21 protein-coding genes are annotated in these 21218 nt (G+C 60.3%); 18 read left to right on the forward strand and 3 right to left on the reverse strand.

Annotated elements, in window-relative coordinates; all coding sequences use genetic code 11:
- Positions 1-58 precede the first annotated feature (58 nt).
- From eutB to PSEUDOMOFG3G_RS02990, 7 genes are all read left to right on the forward strand, one after another.
- Positions 59-1030 carry a hydroxyectoine utilization dehydratase EutB gene (gene eutB, locus PSEUDOMOFG3G_RS02960; protein WP_139049175.1) on the forward strand — a complete coding sequence of 324 codons (972 nt, stop codon included), beginning with the start codon at positions 59-61 and terminating at the stop codon, positions 1028-1030.
- A gap of 24 nt (positions 1031-1054) precedes the next feature.
- Positions 1055-2047, forward strand: a complete 993-nt coding sequence (locus PSEUDOMOFG3G_RS02965) for a cyclodeaminase (protein WP_047228587.1) — start codon at positions 1055-1057, stop codon at positions 2045-2047.
- A gap of 41 nt (positions 2048-2088) precedes the next feature.
- Positions 2089-3279 carry an ectoine hydrolase DoeA gene (gene doeA / locus PSEUDOMOFG3G_RS02970; RefSeq protein ID WP_047228586.1) on the forward strand — a complete coding sequence of 397 codons (1191 nt, stop codon included), beginning with the start codon at positions 2089-2091 and terminating at the stop codon, positions 3277-3279.
- Positions 3280-3282: 3 nt separating this feature from the next.
- Entirely contained in the window at positions 3283-4284 is a 1002-nt protein-coding gene (gene doeB / locus PSEUDOMOFG3G_RS02975) for a N(2)-acetyl-L-2,4-diaminobutanoate deacetylase DoeB (RefSeq protein ID WP_047228585.1), read from the forward strand.
- A gap of 196 nt (positions 4285-4480) precedes the next feature.
- On the forward strand, positions 4481-4960 hold the full coding sequence (locus PSEUDOMOFG3G_RS02980) for an Lrp/AsnC family transcriptional regulator (protein WP_139049176.1): 480 nt from the start codon (positions 4481-4483) through the stop codon (positions 4958-4960).
- A gap of 129 nt (positions 4961-5089) precedes the next feature.
- The gene (locus tag PSEUDOMOFG3G_RS02985; protein ID WP_139049177.1) at positions 5090-6577 is read left to right on the forward strand and encodes an NAD-dependent succinate-semialdehyde dehydrogenase; all 1488 of its coding nucleotides are present in this window, start codon (positions 5090-5092) and stop codon (positions 6575-6577) included.
- Positions 6574-7959: an aspartate aminotransferase family protein gene (locus PSEUDOMOFG3G_RS02990; RefSeq protein WP_139049178.1), complete on the forward strand. Its 1386-nt coding sequence runs from the start codon at positions 6574-6576 to the stop codon at positions 7957-7959. The genes PSEUDOMOFG3G_RS02985 and PSEUDOMOFG3G_RS02990 overlap by 4 nt, the downstream gene beginning before the upstream one ends.
- A gap of 242 nt (positions 7960-8201) precedes the next feature.
- On the opposite strand, the gene PSEUDOMOFG3G_RS02995 is transcribed toward PSEUDOMOFG3G_RS02990, so the two are convergent.
- Positions 8202-8639: a YhcB family protein gene (locus tag PSEUDOMOFG3G_RS02995; protein ID WP_047228581.1), complete on the reverse strand. Its 438-nt coding sequence runs from the start codon at positions 8637-8639 to the stop codon at positions 8202-8204.
- Between the two features lie 148 nt (positions 8640-8787).
- Here PSEUDOMOFG3G_RS02995 and PSEUDOMOFG3G_RS03000 point away from each other — a divergent pair, with 148 nt between their 5' ends.
- From PSEUDOMOFG3G_RS03000 to zapE, 3 genes are all read left to right on the forward strand, one after another.
- Positions 8788-9417 (forward strand): alpha/beta hydrolase, encoded by a 630-nt coding sequence (locus PSEUDOMOFG3G_RS03000; RefSeq protein ID WP_047228580.1) that lies wholly within the window; start codon positions 8788-8790, stop codon positions 9415-9417.
- A gap of 24 nt (positions 9418-9441) precedes the next feature.
- The gene (locus PSEUDOMOFG3G_RS03005) at positions 9442-10797 is read left to right on the forward strand and encodes a tryptophan--tRNA ligase (RefSeq protein WP_139049179.1); all 1356 of its coding nucleotides are present in this window, start codon (positions 9442-9444) and stop codon (positions 10795-10797) included.
- Between the two features lie 100 nt (positions 10798-10897).
- Entirely contained in the window at positions 10898-11992 is a 1095-nt protein-coding gene (gene zapE, locus PSEUDOMOFG3G_RS03010; RefSeq protein WP_047228578.1) for a cell division protein ZapE, read from the forward strand.
- Between the two features lie 190 nt (positions 11993-12182).
- Here the strand turns inward: zapE and PSEUDOMOFG3G_RS03015 are convergent, their stop codons facing one another.
- On the reverse strand, positions 12183-13079 hold the full coding sequence (locus tag PSEUDOMOFG3G_RS03015) for a GlxA family transcriptional regulator (RefSeq protein ID WP_171061317.1): 897 nt from the start codon (positions 13077-13079) through the stop codon (positions 12183-12185).
- Between the two features lie 245 nt (positions 13080-13324).
- On the opposite strand from PSEUDOMOFG3G_RS03015, the gene PSEUDOMOFG3G_RS03020 reads away from it, so the two are divergent.
- Positions 13325-14461: an acyl-CoA dehydrogenase family protein gene (locus PSEUDOMOFG3G_RS03020; protein ID WP_047228576.1), complete on the forward strand. Its 1137-nt coding sequence runs from the start codon at positions 13325-13327 to the stop codon at positions 14459-14461.
- Between the two features lie 129 nt (positions 14462-14590).
- On the opposite strand, the gene PSEUDOMOFG3G_RS03025 is transcribed toward PSEUDOMOFG3G_RS03020, so the two are convergent.
- The gene (locus PSEUDOMOFG3G_RS03025; RefSeq protein WP_047228575.1) at positions 14591-15631 is read right to left on the reverse strand and encodes an NADP(H)-dependent aldo-keto reductase; all 1041 of its coding nucleotides are present in this window, start codon (positions 15629-15631) and stop codon (positions 14591-14593) included.
- Positions 15632-15876: 245 nt separating this feature from the next.
- On the opposite strand from PSEUDOMOFG3G_RS03025, the gene rplM reads away from it, so the two are divergent.
- The 7 genes from rplM (at position 15877) to PSEUDOMOFG3G_RS03060 (ending at position 20752) form a co-directional block, all read left to right on the forward strand.
- A complete protein-coding gene (rplM, locus tag PSEUDOMOFG3G_RS03030; protein ID WP_003205365.1) occupies positions 15877-16305 on the forward strand; it encodes a 50S ribosomal protein L13 in 429 nt (142 codons plus the stop codon).
- Positions 16306-16319: 14 nt separating this feature from the next.
- Entirely contained in the window at positions 16320-16712 is a 393-nt protein-coding gene (gene rpsI, locus PSEUDOMOFG3G_RS03035) for a 30S ribosomal protein S9 (RefSeq protein WP_003205364.1), read from the forward strand.
- Positions 16713-16968: 256 nt separating this feature from the next.
- Positions 16969-17562, forward strand: a complete 594-nt coding sequence (gene petA, locus PSEUDOMOFG3G_RS03040; RefSeq protein WP_047228574.1) for a ubiquinol-cytochrome c reductase iron-sulfur subunit — start codon at positions 16969-16971, stop codon at positions 17560-17562.
- Positions 17562-18773: a cytochrome bc complex cytochrome b subunit gene (locus PSEUDOMOFG3G_RS03045; RefSeq protein WP_047228573.1), complete on the forward strand. Its 1212-nt coding sequence runs from the start codon at positions 17562-17564 to the stop codon at positions 18771-18773. The genes petA and PSEUDOMOFG3G_RS03045 overlap by 1 nt, the downstream gene beginning before the upstream one ends.
- Positions 18773-19555, forward strand: a complete 783-nt coding sequence (locus PSEUDOMOFG3G_RS03050) for a cytochrome c1 (protein ID WP_047228572.1) — start codon at positions 18773-18775, stop codon at positions 19553-19555. Before PSEUDOMOFG3G_RS03045 ends, PSEUDOMOFG3G_RS03050 begins: the two co-directional genes overlap by 1 nt.
- Positions 19556-19704: 149 nt before the next feature.
- Positions 19705-20322: a glutathione S-transferase N-terminal domain-containing protein gene (locus PSEUDOMOFG3G_RS03055; RefSeq protein WP_047228571.1), complete on the forward strand. Its 618-nt coding sequence runs from the start codon at positions 19705-19707 to the stop codon at positions 20320-20322.
- A 16-nt stretch (positions 20323-20338) separates the two neighbouring features.
- A complete protein-coding gene (locus tag PSEUDOMOFG3G_RS03060) occupies positions 20339-20752 on the forward strand; it encodes a ClpXP protease specificity-enhancing factor (RefSeq protein WP_047228570.1) in 414 nt (137 codons plus the stop codon).
- Positions 20753-21218 lie beyond the last annotated feature (466 nt).

A 21218-nucleotide genomic window follows, 5' to 3' on the forward strand; every position in this document is an offset into this window, starting at 1 on the left:
CATCACCACAATCCAGCCCTCTTAGACTGCGCCCAACACATCAGCTCGGGACGCGGTCATGGCAGTGTTGCAGCTACAGGATGTCTACCTCGCTCGCCAGCGCATCGAATCGCTGGTGCGGCGTACGCCCATGGAGCATTCCCCCAGCCTGTCACGGCTGATGGGGGTGGCGGTGTACCTCAAGCTCGAATCCCTGCAAATCACCGGCAGCTTCAAGCTGCGCGGCGCGACTAATGCCGTGGCCCAGCTCAGCCCCGAGCAAAAGACCCTCGGCGTGGTCACCGCTTCGACCGGCAATCATGGTCGGGCGCTGGCCCATGCCGCTTCGCAACAAGGCGTCAAGGCGATTGTCTGCCTGTCGAACCTGGTGCCGGCCAACAAGGTCCAGGCGATCCGCGACCTCGGCGCGCAGGTGTGCATCGTCGGCCAGTCCCAGGACGATGCCCAGCGCGAAGCCGAACGCATCGCCAGAGAGCAGGGTGCGACCTTTCTGCCGCCCTTCGACCATCCAGCGATCATCGCCGGCCAGGGCACCCTCGGCCTGGAGATCCTCGAACAACAGCCGGATGTGGCCCAGGTGCTGGTGCCGTTGTCCGGTGGCGGCCTGTTCGCCGGTGTGGCGCTGGCGCTCAAAAATGCGAATCCGGCGATTCAGGTGCATGGCATCAGCATGGCCCGAGGCGCCGCCATGGGCGCCAGCCTCGCCGCCGGGCATCCGGTGGAAGTCGAGGAGTTGCCCACCCTGGCGGACTCCCTCGGCGGCGGCATCGGCCTGGACAACCGCTACACCTTCGACATGACCCGGCAACTGAGCGATGACCTGCACCTGCTTTCAGAAGCTTCCATCGCCAATGCCTTGCGCCACGCCTATCACGAGGAACGCCTGGTGCTTGAGGGCGCTGCCGTGGTGGGTATTGCCGCTTTGCTCGACGGCCTGATCGAACCGCGCGGCCCCATTGTGCTGGTGATCAGCGGGCGCAACGTCGACACCGAACAACATGCCCGCGTGATCGCCGGGGCCCTTCAATAACCCTCAGCCGCAACGGAGCCAGCCATGAGTGAAGTCACCCTATTGAGCGAAGCGGATCTGCGCAGTTGCGTGGCCCTCGACTTGCCCAGCATCGACGCCATTGAGCAGGCCTTTGTGCTGCTGGCAACGGCAGCCGTGGCGATGCCGCCGATCCTGCGGCTGGACATCCCCGAACATAACGGTGAGGTGGATGTGAAGACCGCTTATCTGCCGGGTCTGGAGCGGTTTGCGATCAAGGTCAGCCCAGGCTTTTTCGATAATCCGAAACTCGGCCTGCCCAGCCTCAACGGCATGATGATGTTGTTGTCGGCGCGCACCGGTTTGCTCGAGGCGCTGTTACTCGACAACGGCTACCTCACTGCCGTGCGCACGGCCGCGGCCGGGGCGGTGGCGGCGCGCTGCCTGTCCCGCCCGCAGAGCCGCAGTGTCGCGTTGATCGGCGCTGGCGAGCAGGCCGCGTTGCAGCTTCAGGCGCTGCGTCTGGTGCGGCCCATCGAGGAGGTGCGGGTCTGGGCTCGCGATGCACAAAAGGCCCAGGCCTTCAGTGCCGAACTGGCACGTGAGACGGGGCTTTCGGTGACACCGTGCGCAACGCTCGACGCCGCGCTGGAAGGTGTGGACATCGCCATTACCTGCACACCCAGTCGTGAGCCGCTGATCGAGTCCCGGCATCTGCATCCCGGCCTGCATATCACGGCGATGGGCTCGGACGCGGAGAACAAGAACGAGATTTGTCCGCAAGCCCTGGCGGCAGTCGACTGCTACGTCGCTGATCGCCTGAGCCAGACCCGCGTGCTCGGCGAATTGCATCACGCCCTGGCGGCCGGTGTCGTCGGCGATGAGTCGGCGTTGCTGGAGCTGGGCCAGGTACTGGCGGGGCAGCGGGCCGGGCGGACCGATGAGGCGCAAGTCACCTTGTGCGACCTCACCGGCACCGGCGCCCAGGACACCGCCATCGCCAACCTGGCCTTTGAGCGGGCGCGGGCGGCAGGCAAGGGTTTCCCATTCGGTCGTTGACCGATCTTTTATTCGTGCGTCATTGATCAGAGGGCAGGTGGATGTCAGAGATAGTCGTCAATCTTCCGTTCCAGCGGGAGGAATACGCCCAGCGCCTGGCGAAGGTCCGTGTGGCCATGCAGGTCCAGGGCCTGGAGCTGTTGCTGGTCACCGATCCGTCGAACATGGCCTGGCTCACCGGCTACGACGGTTGGTCGTTCTACGTACACCAGTGCGTGCTGCTGGCGCTGGACGGCGAGCCCGTGTGGTTCGGTCGCGGCCAGGATGCCAACGGTGCCAAACGCACGGTGTTCATGCAGGCCGAGAATATCGTCGGCTACCCGGACATCTACGTGCAGTCGCGCGAACGCCATCCCATGGACTACCTGTCCCGGGAAGTGATCAGCGCTCGTGGCTGGGGCGCGCTGACCATCGGCGTGGAGATGGACAACTACTACTTCAGCGCCGCCGCATACCTGTCGCTGCAAAAACATTTGCCGCAGGCCAAACTGGTGGACGCGGTGGGCCTGGTGAACTGGCAGCGGGCGGTCAAGTCCCCCCAGGAAATCGCCTACATGCGCATCGCCGCGCGCATCGTCGAGAACATGCACGGTCGGATTCTGGAGCGGATCGAGCCGGGTATGCGCAAGAACGAACTGGTGGCCGAGATCTACAGCAGCGGCATCCTTGGGGCCGATGGTCATGGCGGCGATTACCCGGCCATCGTGCCCTTGCTGCCCACTGGTGCCGACGCCAGCGCGCCGCACCTGACCTGGGACGACTCGCCGTTCGAGAAGGGCGCCGGGACTTTTTTCGAGATTGCCGGTTGCTACAAGCGTTACCACTGCCCGCTGTCACGCACCATCTACCTGGGCAAGCCGCCGCAGCATTTTCTCGACGGCGAAAAAGCCGTGGTCGAGGGCATCGCCGCCGGCCTGGACGCGGCCAAGCCGGGCAACACCACGGGCGACATCGCCGTGGCGTTTTTCAAAGTGCTGGAGAAGTTCGGCATCCACAAGGACAGCCGTTGCGGCTACCCGATCGGTATCAGTTACCCACCGGATTGGGGCGAGCGCACCATGAGCCTGCGCCCCGGCGACACCAGCGTGTTGCAGCCGGGCATGACGTTCCACTTCATGCCCGGATTGTGGATGGACGATTGGGGCCTGGAAATCACTGAAAGCATCCTGATCACCGAAACCGGCGTCGAGACGCTGTGCAACGTGCCTCGTCAATTGTTCGTGAAGGATTGAGCCATGACTGACTTGCCTGCCAATCCCATCAGCGCCACGGTCGATTTCACCCGCGAGGGCGTACAGCACGGTTTCCTCAAACTGCCGTATTCGCGAGACGATTCGGCCTGGGGCGCGGTGATGATTCCCATCACCGTGATCCAGCGCGGCAGCGGCCCGACGGCGTTGCTCAGTGGTGGCAACCACGGCGATGAGTACGAAGGCCCGGTAGCCCTGAGCAAGCTGGCACAACGGTTGACCGCGCAAGAGGTGAGCGGAAGGGTGATTATCGTGCCGTTCATGAACACCCCGGCGTTCCATGCCGCACGCCGGACTTCGCCCATCGACAAGGGCAATCTCAACCGCAGTTTTCCCGGCAAGCCGGACGGTACCGTCACCGAGAAAATCGCCGATTACTTCAACCGTACATTGCTGCCTTTGGCCGACATCGTCCTGGACATCCACTCCGGTGGCCGGACCCTGGACTTCCTGCCGTTCGCCGCCTGCCACGTGTTGCCGGACAAGCAGCAACAGGCCCGTTGCGAGGCGGGGATGCTGGCGTTCAATGCGCCGTATTGCATGCGCATGCTGGAACTGGACGCCGGAGCGATGTACGACACTGCCGCCGAATCCCAGGGCAAGGTGTTTGTCACCACCGAACTGGGCGGTGGCGGCTCATCGACGGCCCGCAGCGTGGCGATTGCCGAGCGCGGCGTACGCAATCTGCTGATCCACGCCGGCATCCTGCGCGGCGAAATCGAGCTACAGCCATCGATGATGCTCGACATGCCCGATGCCAGTTGCTTCATCGCCAGCGAACACGACGGCCTGCTGGAAATGTGCCGCGACCTGGGAGAACACGTGACCCTGGGCGAGGTGGTGGCGCGTATTTACGACGCCACCCGCAGCGGCGTCGCCCCCATCGAATACCGCGCCGCCCGCAGCGGACTGCTGGCGGCCCGGCACTTTCCGGGGCTGGTGCGATGTGGCGATACCTTGGCAGTGATTGCGGATGTGTTGGCGTGAGTCGGGTTGGGCACTGAACTTGTGGCGAGGGGATTTATCCCCCGCTGGGTTGCGCAGCGACCCTACAACCTGACACTTCGGTATGGCAGACAGATTGAGTCAGTAACTTGGGGGCTGCTTCGCAACCCAGCGGGGATAAATCCCCTCGCCATAATTGATGTATGCCTTGAGTTTTTAATCACCGGGAGCCCGGCCCATGCACAAGCTCGACCGCTATGACCTCAAGATCCTGCAGATCCTCGCGGAGGATGGACGGATCACCAAGTCGAGTCTGGCCGAGGCGATCAACCTTTCGGTGACGCCGGCCTGGGAGCGGGTGCGCAAGCTGGAAATGGCAGGGCTGATCACCGGATATCGGGCGCAGATCGACTGGGGCGCGGTGTTCAAGCGTCAACAGGTGCTAGTGGAAATCACCCTGGCCCGACACACCGCCCAGGACATGCGTCGCTTCGAGCAGCGCATGGCCACCGCCCCGCAAGTCGCGTTCTGTTACGCCACCGGCGGCGGGGTGGATTACCTGGCGATGATCCAGTCTCCGGATATCGATCACTACCAGCGCTTTGTCGATCAACTGCTACTCGAAGACCTCGGCATCGAGCGCTATTTCACCTACATCGTCACCAAAGTCATCAAGACCGGCGGCGCCTTGCCGGCGGAGCTGGCACCGTCAACCTGAGCACCGCAGAAATCACTTTTACAGCCCCTTGTTTCAGAAAAAACCAAGCAATGACCCACGGCAAACACCCGATTATCCAAGTGCTGCTGCCCTAGCATGGTTTCACGCACACGGTCTGGAGTGAACGTCATGACTTATCAACATCCGCTGCTGTTCAAAGCGCTTTGCTACATCAACGGCCAGTGGGTCCACAGCGACAGCGGCCAGAGCATTGCCGTGCACAACCCCGCCACCCGTACGGTGATCGGCCATGTGCCGATGCTCGATCAGCCGCAGATTGTCGCGGCGGTGGACGCGGCCCAGCAAGCATTCCCGGCCTGGCGTGAACAGAGCCTGGATGCCCGGGGCAAGATTCTACGACGCTGGGCGGCGTTGATCGTCGAACACAGTGAAGACCTAGCGCGCATCCTCAGCCTGGAGCAGGGCAAATCCCTGGCCGAATCCCGCGGCGAAATCGCCTATGCCGCAAGCTTCATTCCCTGGTTCGCTGAAGAAGCCCGGCGCTTGTACGGGCAGAACATCCCCAGCCACATTCCCAACGCCCACCTGGGCACCCTCAAGGAGCCAGTGGGCGTCTGCGCGCTGCTCACGCCGTGGAATTTTCCGTCGGCGATGATCACCCGCAAGGCCGCCGCTGCCCTGGCTGCCGGTTGCACCGTGGTCATCAAACCGGCCCACGAAACGCCGTACTCGGCTTTGGCCTTGGCGCAATTGGCCGAGGAGGCGGGTTTTCCTGCCGGGGTCTTCAACGTGGTGTTGGGTGAGCCGCAGATGACCATGGAAACCCTGGTCAAGGATCGCCGTGTCCGCTCAGTGAGCTTCACCGGCTCGACTCGGGTCGGCAAACTGGTGCTGCAAGCCGCCGCCCATGATGTGAAGAAAGTCGCCCTGGAGTTGGGCGGCAACGCGCCGTTCATTGTCTGCGCCGATGCTGACCTGGCGCTGGCGGTAAAAGTCGCCGTGGAGGCGAAGTTCCAGACCTCGGGCCAGGATTGCTGCGCGGCGAACCGGATCATGGTCCAGCGCCCGGTTTATCAGGCGTTCCTCAGCCGTTTCGCCGCGGCGGTTCGGGCGTTGCGGGTCGGCCCGGCCATGGTCGATCAGCAGGAGCAGGATGTGGATATTGGCCCGTTGATGCACCAGGCGGCATTCGACGTAACTGCCGACCGGGTCGCCGATGCGCTGGCCCTTGGCGCCCAGCGCCTGGTCGGTGGCGAGGCCCATGCCTTGGGCGGGTTGTTCTACCAGCCAACGGTGCTGGCTGATGTCACGCCGCAGATGCGCATCTACCGCGAAGAAAATTTCGCGCCCATCGCCGGGGTGATGCCATTTGACACTCTGGATGAAGCCATCGAAATGGCCAACGACACCGAGTACGGACTGGCAGCCTATATTTGCTCCAACCGCCTGGACCTCATTTATCCACTGATTCACCGTCTCGACCACGCCATGGTCGCGGTCAACGGCGTCAAGTTCACCGGCCATCCGATTCCCTTCGGTGGCATGAAAGCCTCGGGCCTTGGCCGCGAGGGTGGCAGCGAGGGCTTCGAGCCCTTCGTCGAAACCAAATACTTTTGCCTGCACCATCAAGGCCAGTTCCCAGGAGAATCCGCATGAGCCAGGAATTCAACACGCTGTTCGAACAAGACCGTGCGCATTTCATGCACCCCTCGACCCATGCCCACGACCACGCCAGCGGTGCGCTCAAGGGCCGGATCATCAAGAGCGCAGCGGGCATCCGCATTCGCGACCATGAAGGCCGTGACTTCATCGACGCCTTTGCTGGCCTCTACTGCGTGAACATCGGCTACGGCCGCACCGAAGTGGCCGATGCCATCTACAAGCAGGCCAAGGAACTGGCCTACTACCACACCTACGTCGGCCACTCGAGCGAGGCGATCATCGAACTGTCCAGTCGCATCATGGACTGGGCACCGGAAGGGATGAAAAAGGTCTACTACGGCCTGTCCGGTTCCGATGCCAACGAAACCCAGGTCAAACTGGTGCGTTACTACAACAACGTGCTGGGCCGGCCGCAGAAGAAGAAAATCATCTCTCGCGATCGTGGCTACCATGGTTCGGGCATCATGACCGGCAGCCTGACTGGGCTGGCGACCTTCCACCAGCATTTCGACCTGCCGGTGGAAGGGGTCAAGCACACCGTGTGCCCCCATTGGTATCGCAAGGCCCCGGCGGGCATGGACGAAGGCTCGTTCGTACGCTACTGCGCCGATGAGCTGGAAAAAATGATCCTGGCTGAAGGGCCGGACACCGTGGCGGCGTTCATTGGTGAGCCTTTGATGGGCACGGGCGGGATCATTGTTCCGCCGGCCGGTTATTGGGACGCGATCCAGGCGGTGCTGAAAAAGTATGACGTGTTGCTGATTGCCGATGAAGTGGTCTGCGCCTTCGGTCGCCTGGGCTCGAAGATGGGCAGCCAGCGCTACGGCATGAAGCCGGACCTGATTACCACCGCCAAAGGCCTGACCAGCGCGTATGCACCGTTGTCGGCGGTGATCATCGGGGAAAAGGTCTGGAGTGTGATTGAAAAAGCCTCCCAGACCGAAGGCGCCATGGGGCACGGCTGGACCTATTCAGGGCATCCGATCTGCGCGGCGGCGGCACTGGCCAACCTCGACATTCTCGAGCGGGAAAACCTCACCGCCAACGCCGAGGATGTCGGCGGCTACCTGAACCGCCGGCTGCGTGAAAGCCTCGAAGGCCATCCGCTGGTGGGTGAAGTGCGCGGTGATGGCATGCTTGCGGCGGTGGAGTTCATGGCTGATCGCGAGCAGCGCAGCGCTTTTGATCCGGCGCTGAAAGTCGGCCCCAGGGTCTCGGCCGCTTGCCTGGAACGCGGCATGATCGCCCGCGCCATGCCCCACGGCGACATCCTGGGCTTCGCCCCGCCGCTGATCCTGACCCGCGAAGAGGCGGACCTGATCGTCGACATCACCAAAGGGGCTATCGATCAGGTGGCGGGTGAAGTGTTGGGGTGAGGGCAGGGTGGCGCAGAACCTGTGACACCAGCTCCCACAGGAGATGGGTGCGGGCACAGACTTTGTGAACACCCCGATCAAAACTGTGGGAGCGAGCCTGCTCGCGAAAGCGGTGTGTCTGAAACGGTGATGCTGGATGTGCCGCCGACATCGCGAGCAGGCTCGCTCCCACAAGGCGTCGGAGTCAAAAAAAAGCCCGCCCGATCATGCGATCGGGCGGGCTTTTGGGTGTCGCTTGGAGATTACTTCTTCAAACCGTAATGCTCATCGAGCATGCCGGGTGAATTGGGGGCCTTGGGGGCGTAGTCCCGGGGCGGTTCCTGGACCTCTTTTGGCGGGGTCAGGCGTTCCCGTGGCGTCTGCGCCGCATCAGCGTGCAGGGCGGCCAGCAGGCGTTGGCGAGTCTGCTCGTCGAGGGCCAGGCGATTGGCACCCTCGGACAAATGATCCTGGACGTCCTGGTAGCTCTGAGTGAGTTTTTTCACCAGAGAAGCGGTGCTGTTGAAGTGAGTGACCACTTCATTCTGATAACTGTCGAAACGTTCCTGAATGTCGTCCAGCTGACGTTGCGTGCTGTTAGGCACCGCATTGGGCAGCAGTCGGGCAAGCAGGAATCCAATGGCGACACCGGCAACCAGGGCAAGAGTCGGCAACAGCCAAACTAAGAGCGAGTGTTCCACGAGTCCTTCCTCTATAAACGGCTTTGCTTTACGTTAACGGCTCGGACCTGCGCTGTATACCGCGAAGAACATCGCAATCATGCCAGGCACAGACTTTTAGCTAGACGAGTCGACCCTATTCGGGGTCACGGAGTTCTTTCCCTTGCTTATGCGCGAAACCCCTGTAGTCATTGATGGCCCCGTGGGCCAACTGGAAGCCTTGTACCTGGACAGCGAAGCGCCCCGTGGCCTGGCGCTGATCTGCCACCCCAACCCGGTGCAGGGCGGGACCATGCTCAACAAAGTCGTCTCGACCTTGCAACGCACTGCCCGTGATGCTGGCCTGGTTACGTTGCGTTTCAATTATCGCGGGGTCGGCGCCAGTGCCGGCAGCCATGACATGGGCACCGGCGAAGTCGACGACGCCCAGGCTGCAGCCGATTGGTTGCGGGAAAAATACCCGCAACTGCCGCTCACCCTGTTCGGTTTCTCGTTTGGCGGCTTCGTTGCCGCAAGCCTTGGCGGACGTCTGGAAGCCCAGGGCCAGCCACCCAAGCACCTGTTCATGGTGGCCCCGGCGGTGATGCGCCTGGACGCGCAATCGCCCTTGCCGATGAGCGGCGAGTTGACCGTGATCCAGCCGGAAACCGACGAAGTGGTCGACCCCCAGCTGGTTTACCAATGGTCGGACGCGCTCCAGCGCCCCCATGAGCTGCTGAAAGTGGCAGAATGCGGGCACTTTTTCCATGGCAAGCTGACCGATCTCAAGGATCTGCTCCTGCCGCGCCTCTCGAATTGACAGCAGTCTGACAAGCGATAACCCATGACGACTCGTACCCGCATCCTGACCGGCATCACCACCACCGGCACCCCGCACCTGGGCAACTACGCCGGCGCTATCCGTCCGGCGATCCTCGCCAGCCGCGACACCAACGCCGATTCGTTCTATTTCCTGGCCGACTACCACGCCTTGATCAAATGCGATGACCCGTTGCGCATCCAGCGCTCGCGCCTGGAAATCGCAGCGACCTGGCTTGCCGGTGGCCTGGATGTGGACCGCGTGACCTTCTATCGCCAGTCCGACATTCCCGAAATTCCGGAACTGACCTGGCTGCTGACCTGCGTCGCCGCCAAGGGGTTGCTCAATCGCGCCCACGCCTACAAGGCGTCGGTGGACAAAAACGTCGAGGCCGGCGAAGACCCGGATGCCGGCATCACCATGGGGCTGTACAGCTACCCGGTGCTGATGGCCGCGGACATCCTGATGTTCAACGCCCACAAGGTGCCGGTCGGTCGCGACCAGATCCAGCACGTGGAAATGGCCCGCGACATCGGCCAGCGCTTCAACCATCTGTTCGGCCAGGGCAAGGAGTTTTTCACCATGCCCGAGGCGCTGATCGAGGAGAGCGTCGCCACCCTGCCGGGCCTCGATGGCCGCAAGATGTCCAAGAGCTACGACAACACCATCCCGTTGTTCAGCAGCGCCAAGGACATGAAGGACGCGATCTCGCGGATCGTCACCGACTCCCGCGCACCGGGCGAAGCCAAGGATCCGGACAACTCCCACCTGTTCACCCTGTTCCAGGCCTTCGCCACGCCAGCGCAGTCCGACGAGTTCCGCAGCGAACTGCTGCAGGGCCTGGGTTGGGGCGAAGCCAAGAACCGCCTGTTCCAATTGCTCGACAGTGAACTGGGCGAGTCCCGCGAACGTTATCACCAGTTGATCGAACGCCCGGCGGACCTTGAAGACATCCTGCAACTGGGCGCGAAAAAAGCCCGGGCCGTGGCCACACCGTTCCTCAACGAACTGCGCGAAGCCGTCGGCCTGCGTTCGTTTGTCAGCCAGGTTCAGGTGGCGACCAGCACGAAAAAGAAAGTGGCCAAAGCCGCACGTTTCGTGAGCTTTCGCGAAGACGACGGCAGTTTCCGCTTCCGTCTGCTGGCCGCCGATGGCGAGCAATTGGTGTTGTCGCGCAATTTTGCCGATGGCAAGACCGCGGGCCAGGTCACCAAGCAACTGCAAGCCGGCCAGCCCCTGGACGTGCGCAGCGACGAGCTGAGCTTCAGTGTCTGGCTTGACGGCGCCTGTGTGGCCGACAGTCCGGCCTTTGCGGACAGCGCCGCTCGGGATGCTGCCATCGAGGCTTTGCGCGTGGCCCTGACGCCAGTTCAGGACTGAACCGGGGCTATTCCGACCATCGGCTCGAATAAGGGCCGATTGCCATTCCCGCGGGCCGTCGCTACAGTGACGGCCCGTTTTTGTTGCCTTGCTAACGAATATGACGCCCCTAGAACGATATCAAGCTGATCTGAAACGCCCGGAGTTCTTCCACGACGCAGCCCAGGAAACGGCAGTGCGGCATTTGCAGCGCCTGTACGACGATCTGGTCGCCGCGTCGAACAACAAGCCGGGCTTGTTGGGCAAACTGTTCGGCAAGAAGGATCAGGTCCCGGTCAAGGGCCTGTATTTCTGGGGCGGTGTCGGCCGTGGCAAAACCTACCTGGTCGACACCTTCTTCGAGGCGTTGCCGTTCAAGGAGAAGACACGGACGCACTTCCACCGCTTCATGAAGCGCGTGCATGAAGAAATGAAGACGCTGGGCGGCGAGAAGAACCCGCTGACCATCATCGCCAAGCGGTTCTCCGACGAGACCCGGGTGATCTGCTTCGATGAGTTTTTCGTTTCCGACATCACCGACGCCATGATTCTCGGCACCTTGATGGAGGAGTTGTTCAAGAACGGCGTGACTTTGGTCGCCACCTCGAACATCGTGCCGGACGGCCTTTACAAGGACGGCCTGCAACGCGCGCGTTTCCTGCCGGCCATTGCGCTGATCAAGGAACACACCGATATCGTCAACGTCGACAGCGGGGTGGACTATCGCCTGCGTCACCTGGAGCAGGCGGAGCTGTTTCACTTTCCCCTGGACGCCGCAGCTGAAGAAAGCCTGCGCAAGAGCTTCCGGGCCCTGACGCCGGAATGCACCCAGGCGGTCGAAAATGATGTGTTGGTCATCGAGAATCGCCAGATCCGCGCCGTGCGGACTTGCGATGACGTGGCCTGGTTCGACTTTCGTGAACTGTGCGATGGCCCTCGTAGCCAGAACGACTACATCGAGCTGGGCAAGATTTTCCATGCGGTACTGCTCAGCAACGTGGAGCAAATGAGCGTCACCACCGACGACATTGCCCGCCGGTTCATCAACATGGTCGACGAGTTCTACGACCGTAACGTGAAGCTGATCATTTCGGCCGAAGTCGAACTCAAGGATCTCTACACCGGCGGTCGCCTGACCTTTGAGTTCCAGCGAACCTTGAGTCGTTTGCTGGAAATGCAATCACACGAATTCCTGGCGCGGGCGCATAAGCCGTAAACCGGTTCGGATAAAAAAAGGCCTGCAATTGCAGGCCTTTTTTGCGCGTGCGAGCTCAACGGCGCACCGCATAACCCTGTGGGAGCGAGCCTGCTCGCGATAGCGGTGTGGCAGCCAGCATTGATGTTGACTGATACACCGCTATCGCGAGCAGGCTCGCTCCCACATTGGACTGTATTCAACCCTTGATTCACGCCGCCTGCTGAAATTGCTGTCGATACTGGTTCGGCGATAACTCGGTATGTTGGCGGAACAGCCGTGCGAAGAAGCTTGCATCGTCGTAGCCGACTTCATAGCTGATGGTCTTGATGCTTTTGCGGCTGCCGGACAACAAGCCCTTGGCGGTTTCTATACGCAGCCGTTGCAGGTAATGCAGCGGTTTGTCCCCCGTGGCGGTCTGGAAGCGGCGCATGAAGTTGCGGATGCTCATACCGTGCTCCCGAGCGACGTCCTCAAAGCGGAACTTGTCGGCGAAGTGTTCTTCGAGCCAGTGCTGGATCTGCAGGATGATCACATCCTGATGCAGTTTCTGGCCCCCGAAACCGATTCTTCCCGGTGAGTAGCTGCGCTGCACTTCATAGAGAATGTCTCGTGCCACGGCCTGGGCCACGTTGGCGCCGCAGAACCGTTCGATGAGGTAGATATAGAGGTCGCAGGCCGAGGTCGTGCCGCCAGCGCAGAACAGGTTGTCGGCGTCGGTCAGGTGCTTGTCCTGGTTCAGGTGGACCTGGGGGAAGCGCTCCTTGAAGGCGTTGAAGAAACGCCAGTACGTGGTGGCTTCCTTGCCATCGAGCAGCCCGGCCTCGGCCAGCCAGAACACCCCGGTCGCCTCGCCGCAGAGCACTGCGCCACGGGCATGCTGTTCCCGCAGCCAGGGCAGGACCTGCGGGTAACGTTCGCAGAGGGTGGCGAAATCATCCCAAAAAGCCGGGAGGATGATCACATCGGTGTTTTCCAGGCCGCCGTCCACCGGCATGATCACGTCGCTGAAGCTGTTCACCGGTTTGCCGTCGGGGCTGACCAGCCGCGTTTCGAACGCCGGTGTCAGGCCGTGGCCCAGTTGTTTGCCGTAGCGCAGGCTGGCCAGGTGGAAAAAATCCTTGGCTTGCATGAGGGTGGAAGCGAAAACCCGGTCGATAGCCAGGATGCTGACGCGCCGCAAGGGCGTGGAGGTGTGCTTGGACATAGTTGATCTTTATTTTTATAGGGGAAAGTGGTCACCAGACGGCTGGATCGTCTTATTTTTTGTCGGATGTGTCCAGTGTCCTGTCATCCCTCGCAGGCTTAGGCTCTGTTGGATAACCCCCTCGAACAATAATGCAAAGGTGCGCCATGATCCCCAGAACCCTGTTCAGTTCCGAACACGAACTGTTTCGCGACAGCGTACGAACCTTCCTCGAAAAAGAAGCGGTGCCGTACCACAGCCAGTGGGAAAAACAGGGGCATGTGGATCGTCAGCTGTGGAACAAGGCGGGGGAGGCGGGGATGTTGTGCTCGCATCTGCCAGAGGCTTATGGCGGGCTGGATGCCGATTTTCTCTACAGCACCGTGGTGATTGAAGAAATTGGAAGGCTGGGGCTGACGGGCATCGGCTTCTCGCTGCACTCCGACATCGTGGCACCCTACATCCTGCACTACGGCAGCGAAGCGCTGAAACACAAGTACCTGCCCAAACTGGTGTCTGGTGAGATGGTCACGGCCATCGCTATGACCGAGCCGGGCGCCGGTTCCGACCTGCAAGGCGTGAAGACCACGGCGGTGCTGGAGGGTGATGAGTACATCATCAACGGCTCGAAGACCTTTATCACCAACGGCTTTCTGGCCGACTTGGTGATCGTGGTTGCCAAGACCGATCCGAAGGCAGGCGCCAAGGGCACCAGTCTGTTCCTGGTGGAAGCGGGCACACCTGGCTTCGAAAAAGGCAAGCGCCTGGAGAAGGTCGGGATGAAGGCTCAGGACACTTCGGAGCTGTTCTTCCAGGATGTTCGCGTGCCCAAGGAAAACCTGCTGGGGCAGGCCGGGATGGGCTTTGCCTACCTGATGCAGGAACTGCCCCAGGAACGCCTGACGGTGGCTATTGGCGGCCTGGCGTCGGCCGAAGCGGCGCTGCAATGGACGCTGGACTACACCCGCGAGCGCAAGGCTTTTGGTAAATCCATCGCGGACTTCCAGAACACCCGGTTCAAACTGGCGGAAATGGCGACCGAGATCCAGATCGGTCGGGTCTTCGTCGACCGCTGCCTGGAACTGCATCTGCAAGGCAAGCTCGACGTGCCGACGGCGGCGATGGCCAAGTACTGGGGCACCGACCTGCAGTGCAAGGTGCTCGACGAATGCGTGCAGCTGCATGGCGGCTACGGGTTCATGTGGGAGTACCCGGTCGCCCGGGCGTGGGCCGACGCGCGGGTGCAGCGCATCTATGCCGGGACCAATGAAATCATGAAGGAAATTATTGCGCGGTCGCTTTGAATTCGCTGTGAGCTTGAGGCCGCTATCGCGAGCAAGCTCGCTCCCACATGGGATTCGTGTCTGATCGCTATTTCGTGATCGACATCGAACCCATGTGGGAGCGAGCTTGCTCGCGATGAGGCCTATGGATCAAGGCGCCGGGTTCGGCTGATCCTTGTGAATCGCCTCGATCCCCGCCAGCACTTCATCGGACAGCTTCAGGTCGAAGCTGGCGATGTTGCTGTCCAGTTGTTCCAGCGTGGTGGCGCCAATGATGTTGCTGGTCACGAACGGTTGTCGGGTGACGAAGGCCAGGGCCATCTGCGCCGGGTCCAGGCCGTGTTCCCGGGCCAATGCCACATAACGGCTGCACGCCGCTTCCGATTGCGGATTGAAGTAGCGCATGAAGCGGCTATAGAGCGTCAGGCGGCCCTTGGCTGGCCGTGCGCCGCCTTCATACTTGCCCGACAGGAAACCGAACGCTAATGGCGAGTAAGCCAGCAGGCCACACTGTTCGCGGATGGCGATTTCCGAAAGCCCGATCTCGAAACTGCGGTTGAGCAGGTTGTAGGGGTTCTGGATCGACACTGCCCGCGGCCAGCCACGGGCTTCGGCCAGGGCGAGGAACTTCATGGTGCCCCACGGCGTTTCGTTGGACAGGCCGATGTGGCGGATCTTGCCGGCCCGGACCTGCTCGTCCAGGGCCTCGAGGGTTTCCTCCAGCGGGGTGAAATCTTCGTCGGCCTTGTGCTGATAGCCCAACTGGCCGAAGAAATTGGTGCTGCGTTCCGGCCAGTGCAGTTGGTAGAGATCGATCCAGTCGGTCTGCAGGCGCTTGAGGCTGGCGTCCACCGCTTCGACGATATGGCGGCGGTTGTGCTTGAGGTTTTTGTCGCGGATGTAGTCGATGGTGTTGCCCGGGCCTGCGATCTTGCTCGCCAGGATCCAGTCGGCACGGTCGCCGCGGCTCTTGAAATAATTGCCGATGTAGCGCTCGGTGGTGGCGTAGGTCTCGGCCTTGGGCGGTACCGGATACATCTCGGCGGTGTCGATGAAATTGATCCCGGCACCCTTGGCGCGTTCGATCTGGGCGAAGGCCTCGGCCTCGCTGTTCTGCTCACCCCAGGTCATGGTTCCGAGGCACAGGGCGCTCACGTTTAGATCGGTACGGCCTAGCTGGCGATAATCCATCGGGAACTCCTTGGGCAAAACAATCATAAAAGCAGGTTGAATTATTTTTCGCAATCTGCATAATTGCGCACCTCTTTCTGCAGTGGAAGTGATGCGCCGCCGCCGAAGAATCTTGCCGTTGAACGGACGCGCCGACCCGAGCCCCCGAAAGCGTCTGTATCCGGCTGCCTTTGACTTGTCAAAGTACGCACTATTCAGTAAGATCCGCCGTCTAATTTACAGGGCGGCCCCTGAGGCTATAAAGAATGAAAACTTTTACTGCTAAACCGGAAACAGTAAAGCGCGACTGGTTTGTCGTCGACGCTGCTGGTCAGACCCTGGGTCGTCTGGCCACCGAAATCGCGAGCCGTCTGCGTGGCAAGCACAAGCCTGAGTACACCCCTCACGTCGACACCGGTGACTACATCGTCGTCATCAACGCTGAGCAAGTACGTGTTACTGGCGCTAAAACCACTGACAAAATGTACTACTCCCACTCCGGTTTTCCTGGCGGCATCAAGTCGATCAACTTCGAAAAGCTGATCGCCAAAGCCCCTGAGCGCGTGATCGAGACCGCGGTTAAAGGCATGCTGCCTAAAAACCCACTGGGTCGCGACATGTATCGTAAGCTGAAGGTTTATGCGGGCGCTGCTCACCCTCATACTGCTCAGCAGCCCCAAGAACTGAAGTTTTAACGGAATAGTTCATTATGTCGGCGACTCAAAATTACGGCACTGGCCGTCGCAAGACTGCAACCGCACGCGTTTTCCTGCGTCCGGGCACTGGTAACATCTCCATCAACAACCGCTCCCTGGATAACTTCTTCGGCCGCGAAACTGCCCGCATGGTAGTTCGTCAGCCGCTGGAACTGACCGAGACCGTCGAAAAATTCGACATCTACGTCACTGTTATCGGTGGTGGTGTAAGTGGTCAGGCTGGCGCAATCCGCCACGGCATCACTCGCGCACTGATGGATTACGACGAAACTCTGCGCGGTGCACTGCGCAAAGCCGGCTTCGTAACTCGCGATGCTCGTGAAGTTGAACGTAAGAAAGTCGGTCTGCGTAAAGCGCGTAAGCGTCCGCAGTACTCGAAGCGTTAATTTCGCTTTCGCGTTCAAAAGGCGCCCAGTTCCTCACGGAGCTGGGCGTTTTTTTATGCGCGAAAGATTTATGCTGTGACAACTTGCCACATCCGTGAAGCCCCTATACTACAAGGCTTGGCGGTTGGGTCGCTTGGTAATTACCTTGTCAGAACTGGGGCTTTTCATTACCATTCGGCAAAATTTTTATAAGTTCAGATTTTTACTTAGTAGACGCCTGATTTAACAGGCCACAAAGCTGATGGGAGAGGACTGAATGAGCAATGACGGCGTGAATGCAGGCCGGCGTCGCTTCCTGGTAGCAGCCACATCCGTGGTGGGTGCTGCAGGAGCGGTGGGGGCTGCGGTCCCGTTCGTGGGGTCATGGTTTCCCAGTGCCAAGGCGAAAGCCGCAGGTGCACCGGTGAAAGTGGATGTCAGCAAGATCGAGCCAGGCCAGCAGATGATTGCTGAGTGGCGCGGTCAGCCGGTGTTCATCGTCCGCCGTACAGAGGAAATCCTGGGGAATCTGAAAAAGATCGAGGGCCAGTTGTCTGACCCTACCTCCAAGAACTCGACGCAACCGACCTATGTCGATCCGGAGACACGCTCGATCAAGCCGCAAGTCCTGCTGCTGATCGGGATTTGTACGCACCTGGGTTGCTCGCCAACGTTCCGTCCTGAGGTAGCCCCTGCCGACTTGGGCAAGGACTGGGTCGGTGGTTATTTCTGCCCTTGCCACGGCTCCCACTACGACCTGGCGGGTCGCGTCTACAAATCGCAGCCTGCACCTCTGAACCTGCCAGTTCCCCCGCATTCCTATGAGACCGACGACATCATTGTCGTTGGCGTCGATACGGAGACAGCGTGATGAGCAAATTCATGGATTGGGTTGATGCGCGCTTTCCCGCGACCAAAATGTGGGAAGACCATCTCAGCAAGTATTACGCTCCGAAAAACTTCAACTTCTTCTACTTCTTTGGCTCCCTGGCATTGCTCGTTCTGGTCAACCAGATCGTCACCGGTGTCTGGCTGACCATGAGTTACACCCCTTCGGCGGAAGAAGCGTTTGCCTCCGTCGAATACATCATGCGTGACGTCGAGTACGGCTCGATCCTGCGTCTGCTGCACTCCACCGGCGCTTCGGCGTTCTTCATCGTGGTTTACCTGCATATGTTCCGTGGTCTGCTCTACGGTTCGTATCAGAAGCCTCGTGAGCTGGTGTGGGTCTTCGGCATGCTGATCTACCTGGCGCTCATGGCGGAAGCCTTCATGGGCTATCTGCTGCCGTGGGGCCAGATGTCCTACTGGGGCGCCCAGGTGATCATCTCGCTGTTCGGTGCAATCCCGGTCATCGGTGATGACCTGACCCAGTGGATTCGCGGTGACTACCTGATCTCGGGCATTACCCTGAACCGCTTCTTCGCCTTGCATGTGGTGGCCCTGCCGATCGTGATCCTCGGTCTGGTGGTGCTGCACATCCTGGCGCTGCACGAAGTTGGCTCGAACAACCCCGATGGCGTGGACATCAAGAAGTACAAGGACGAAAACGGTGTACCGCTGGACGGCATCGCCTTCCACCCGTACTACACCGTCAAAGATATCGTCGGCGTGGTAGTGTTCCTGTTCATCTTCTGCTCCATCGTGTTCTTCTTCCCAGAGATGGGTGGTTACTTCCTCGAGAAGCCTAACTTCGAGCAGGCGAACGCCTTCAAGACCCCTGAGCACATTGCTCCGGTCTGGTACTTCACGCCGTTCTACGCGATTTTGCGGGCGGTTCCGGACAAGCTGCTGGGCGTCATCGCCATGGGTGCAGCGATCGCCGTGCTGTTCGTCCTGCCGTGGCTGGACCGCAGTCCGGTCAAGTCGATGCGCTACAAAGGCTGGCTGAGCAAAATCTGGCTCTGGGTGTTCTGCATCTCGTTCGTGATCCTGGGTGTGCTGGGCGTACTCGCTCCAACGCCGGGCCGGACGCTGCTGTCGCAGGTCTGCACCTTCCTGTACTTCGCCTACTTCATTCTGATGCCGTTCTACACCAGGCTCGAGAAGACCAAACCGGTTCCGGAAAGGGTGACTGGCTGATGAAAAAGCTATTTTCTGTACTGATTCTTGCTGCTATGCCTGTACTGTCCTTTGCGTCCGCATCCGGTGGTCCTGAGCTGGAAAAAGTCGACATTGACGTTTCCGACAAAGCTGCCATGCAGGATGGCGCGCGTACGTTCGCCAACTACTGCATGGGCTGCCACAGCGCCAAGTTCCAGCGTTACGAGCGCGTAGCTGATGACCTGGGCATTCCCCATGAGTTGATGCTCGAGAAGCTGGTGTTCACTGGCGCCAAGCTGGGCGATCACATGAACATCGGCATGCAGCCGGCAGACGCCAAGACCTGGTTCGGGGCTGCACCGCCCGACCTGACCCTGGTGGCACGCGTGCGTGGCACCGACTGGCTCTACGGTTACCTGCGTTCGTTCTATGAAGATCCTGCGCGTCCTTGGGGCGTGAACAACAAGGTCTTCCCGAACGTCGGCATGCCAAACGTTCTGGTCGGCCTGCAGGGTCGCCAGGTGGTAGGCTGCAAACAGGTTCAAATCGTCGAGGACGGCAAGAAGCAATACGATCCGCTGACCGGCACCGCTTTGACTCACGAAGCCTGCGACCAGTTGACCGTGTTGCCGAACACCGGCAGCCTGACTGAAGAGCAGTTCGACGAGAAGGTCAAGAATCTGGTGACCTTCCTGGCCTACTCGGCCAACCCGGTGAAGCTGGAGCATCAGCGCATCGGTACTTATGTGTTGCTGTATTTGGCGTTCTTCTTCGTATTCGCTTACCTGCTCAAGCGCGAATACTGGAAAGACGTGCATTGATAAAGCTGTAAACCGTTGCTGTTAATCGTGCGCGCCCAAGGGCGTCTCTGGATGTAACGAACCTGGTCCGCCGGGTGTTACGGGAGGCGCCCTTTGGGCGCGCTCGTTTTTCCGTTTTTCGATAATTTCAACAAGCGAGGAGGATCGCCATGGGCGTGACCAATCGGTTGGCCTGTTACTCCGACCCCGCCGACCACTACTCCCACCGGGTACGCATCGTACTGGCAGAGAAGGGTGTCAGCGCCGAGATCATTTACGTCGAAGCGGGCCGTCAGCCGCCGAAGCTGATCGAAGTGAACCCTTACGGCAGCCTGCCCACGCTGGTCGATCGTGACCTGGCATTGTGGGAGTCGACAGTGGTGATGGAATACCTGGATGAGCGTTATCCGCATCCGCCTTTACTGCCGGTATATCCTGTTGCGCGGGCCAACAGCCGTTTGCTGATCCATCGCATCCAGCGTGACTGGTGCGGGTTGGTGGACCTGATCCTGGATTCACGAACCAAAGAACCTGCGCGGGTCGTGGCGCGCAAAGAATTGCGTGAAAGCCTGACTGGCGTATCGCCGCTGTTCATCGACAAGCCATTCTTCCTCAGTGAGGAACAAAGCCTGGTGGATTGCTGCCTATTGCCAATACTCTGGCGTTTGCCGATTCTGGGTATTGAACTGCCGCGGCCTGCCAAGCCGTTGCTTGATTATATGGAGCGCCAATTTGCGCGTGAGGCATTCCAGGCGAGTCTGTCTGGTGTCGAACGTGACATGCGCTAAGGCTTAGGGAGCCGCTATGAACTCCAGTCGACCTTATCTGGTCCGCGCGCTCTACGAGTGGATTGTGGACAACGATTGCACCCCGCACATGCTGGTCAACGCCGAGTATCCATCGGTGCAGGTGCCGCAGGGTTTTGCCAACGATGGGCAAATTGTCTTGAACGTATCACCGGCCGCTGTGCGTCACCTGCACATGGACAATGACGCGGTCAGTTTCGAGGGACGCTTCGGGGGGGTGCCACACACCCTGTACGTGCCTATCGCCTCGATCCTGGGGATTTATGCCCGGGAAAATGGTCAGGGTATGGTGTTCGAGCTGGAATCGCCGTTGGATGGCGAAGAAGAGTTCGAGGCTGATGATGACCTGCCGCCACCGGATGACGAGCCGCCGCGTCCTAGCGGGCGGCCTAGTTTGAAAGTGGTGAAATAAGTGGCCGGGGTATGAAAAAAGCCATCCAGCCATAAGCCGGGTGTCGCAACTTGGTTAAGAAAATGCCCGTATCGTGAGATGTGGGCATTTTTTTTGTAGTGTCATGGTTGGTGTGTATATCCATTTCTTCGGTAACGGCTGCTTATGGTTCCGCCCTTACGGCGGGTCACTTTCGAAGAGCGCGAAAGTAACCAAAGCGCTTTGCCCCACCACTCGGCACCTCGCTTAGGCTCGGTGTACCCTCACTCCGGCATTGCTCCGTGGGCCCGCCGCGAAGGGCCATCCATGGCCCAGCGCGGCTATCCCGGCATCCATGCCGGGATGCCCACTGCGCAATTCCTACGTTCGGCCAGCGTGGTTTAACGGGGCGTCGAGATCAAGATCAAGATCAAGATCAAAAGCAGAGCAAGAGCAAGAGCAAGAGCAAGAGCAAGAGCAAGAGCAAGAGCAAGAGCAAGAGCAAGAG

This window comes from Pseudomonas sp. FG-3G, from assembly GCF_901007645.1.
GTDB lineage: Bacteria > Pseudomonadota > Gammaproteobacteria > Pseudomonadales > Pseudomonadaceae > Aquipseudomonas > Aquipseudomonas rhizophila.

Bases quoted from the DNA above. Each gene is read 5' to 3' on its own strand.
- PSEUDOMOFG3G_RS02985 (WP_139049177.1), top strand. From the start codon at position 5,090: ATGACTTATCAACATCCGCTGCTGTTCAAAGCGCTTTGCTACATCAAC.
- PSEUDOMOFG3G_RS03055 (WP_047228571.1), top strand. From the start codon at position 19,705: ATGGGCGTGACCAATCGGTTGGCCTGTTACTCCGACCCCGCCGACCAC.
- PSEUDOMOFG3G_RS02965 (WP_047228587.1), top strand. From the start codon at position 1,055: ATGAGTGAAGTCACCCTATTGAGCGAAGCGGATCTGCGCAGTTGCGTG.
- PSEUDOMOFG3G_RS03025 (WP_047228575.1), bottom strand. From the start codon at position 15,631: ATGGATTATCGCCAGCTAGGCCGTACCGATCTAAACGTGAGCGCCCTG.
- PSEUDOMOFG3G_RS02980 (WP_139049176.1), top strand. From the start codon at position 4,481: ATGCACAAGCTCGACCGCTATGACCTCAAGATCCTGCAGATCCTCGCG.
- petA (WP_047228574.1), top strand. From the start codon at position 16,969: ATGAGCAATGACGGCGTGAATGCAGGCCGGCGTCGCTTCCTGGTAGCA.
- PSEUDOMOFG3G_RS02990 (WP_139049178.1), top strand. From the start codon at position 6,574: ATGAGCCAGGAATTCAACACGCTGTTCGAACAAGACCGTGCGCATTTC.
- PSEUDOMOFG3G_RS03050 (WP_047228572.1), top strand. From the start codon at position 18,773: ATGAAAAAGCTATTTTCTGTACTGATTCTTGCTGCTATGCCTGTACTG.
- zapE (WP_047228578.1), top strand. From the start codon at position 10,898: ATGACGCCCCTAGAACGATATCAAGCTGATCTGAAACGCCCGGAGTTC.
- PSEUDOMOFG3G_RS03005 (WP_139049179.1), top strand. From the start codon at position 9,442: ATGACGACTCGTACCCGCATCCTGACCGGCATCACCACCACCGGCACC.
- doeB (WP_047228585.1), top strand. From the start codon at position 3,283: ATGACTGACTTGCCTGCCAATCCCATCAGCGCCACGGTCGATTTCACC.
- PSEUDOMOFG3G_RS03000 (WP_047228580.1), top strand. From the start codon at position 8,788: ATGCGCGAAACCCCTGTAGTCATTGATGGCCCCGTGGGCCAACTGGAA.
- rplM (WP_003205365.1), top strand. From the start codon at position 15,877: ATGAAAACTTTTACTGCTAAACCGGAAACAGTAAAGCGCGACTGGTTT.
- PSEUDOMOFG3G_RS03060 (WP_047228570.1), top strand. From the start codon at position 20,339: ATGAACTCCAGTCGACCTTATCTGGTCCGCGCGCTCTACGAGTGGATT.
- PSEUDOMOFG3G_RS03045 (WP_047228573.1), top strand. From the start codon at position 17,562: ATGAGCAAATTCATGGATTGGGTTGATGCGCGCTTTCCCGCGACCAAA.
- eutB (WP_139049175.1), top strand. From the start codon at position 59: ATGGCAGTGTTGCAGCTACAGGATGTCTACCTCGCTCGCCAGCGCATC.
- doeA (WP_047228586.1), top strand. From the start codon at position 2,089: ATGTCAGAGATAGTCGTCAATCTTCCGTTCCAGCGGGAGGAATACGCC.
- PSEUDOMOFG3G_RS03020 (WP_047228576.1), top strand. From the start codon at position 13,325: ATGATCCCCAGAACCCTGTTCAGTTCCGAACACGAACTGTTTCGCGAC.
- rpsI (WP_003205364.1), top strand. From the start codon at position 16,320: ATGTCGGCGACTCAAAATTACGGCACTGGCCGTCGCAAGACTGCAACC.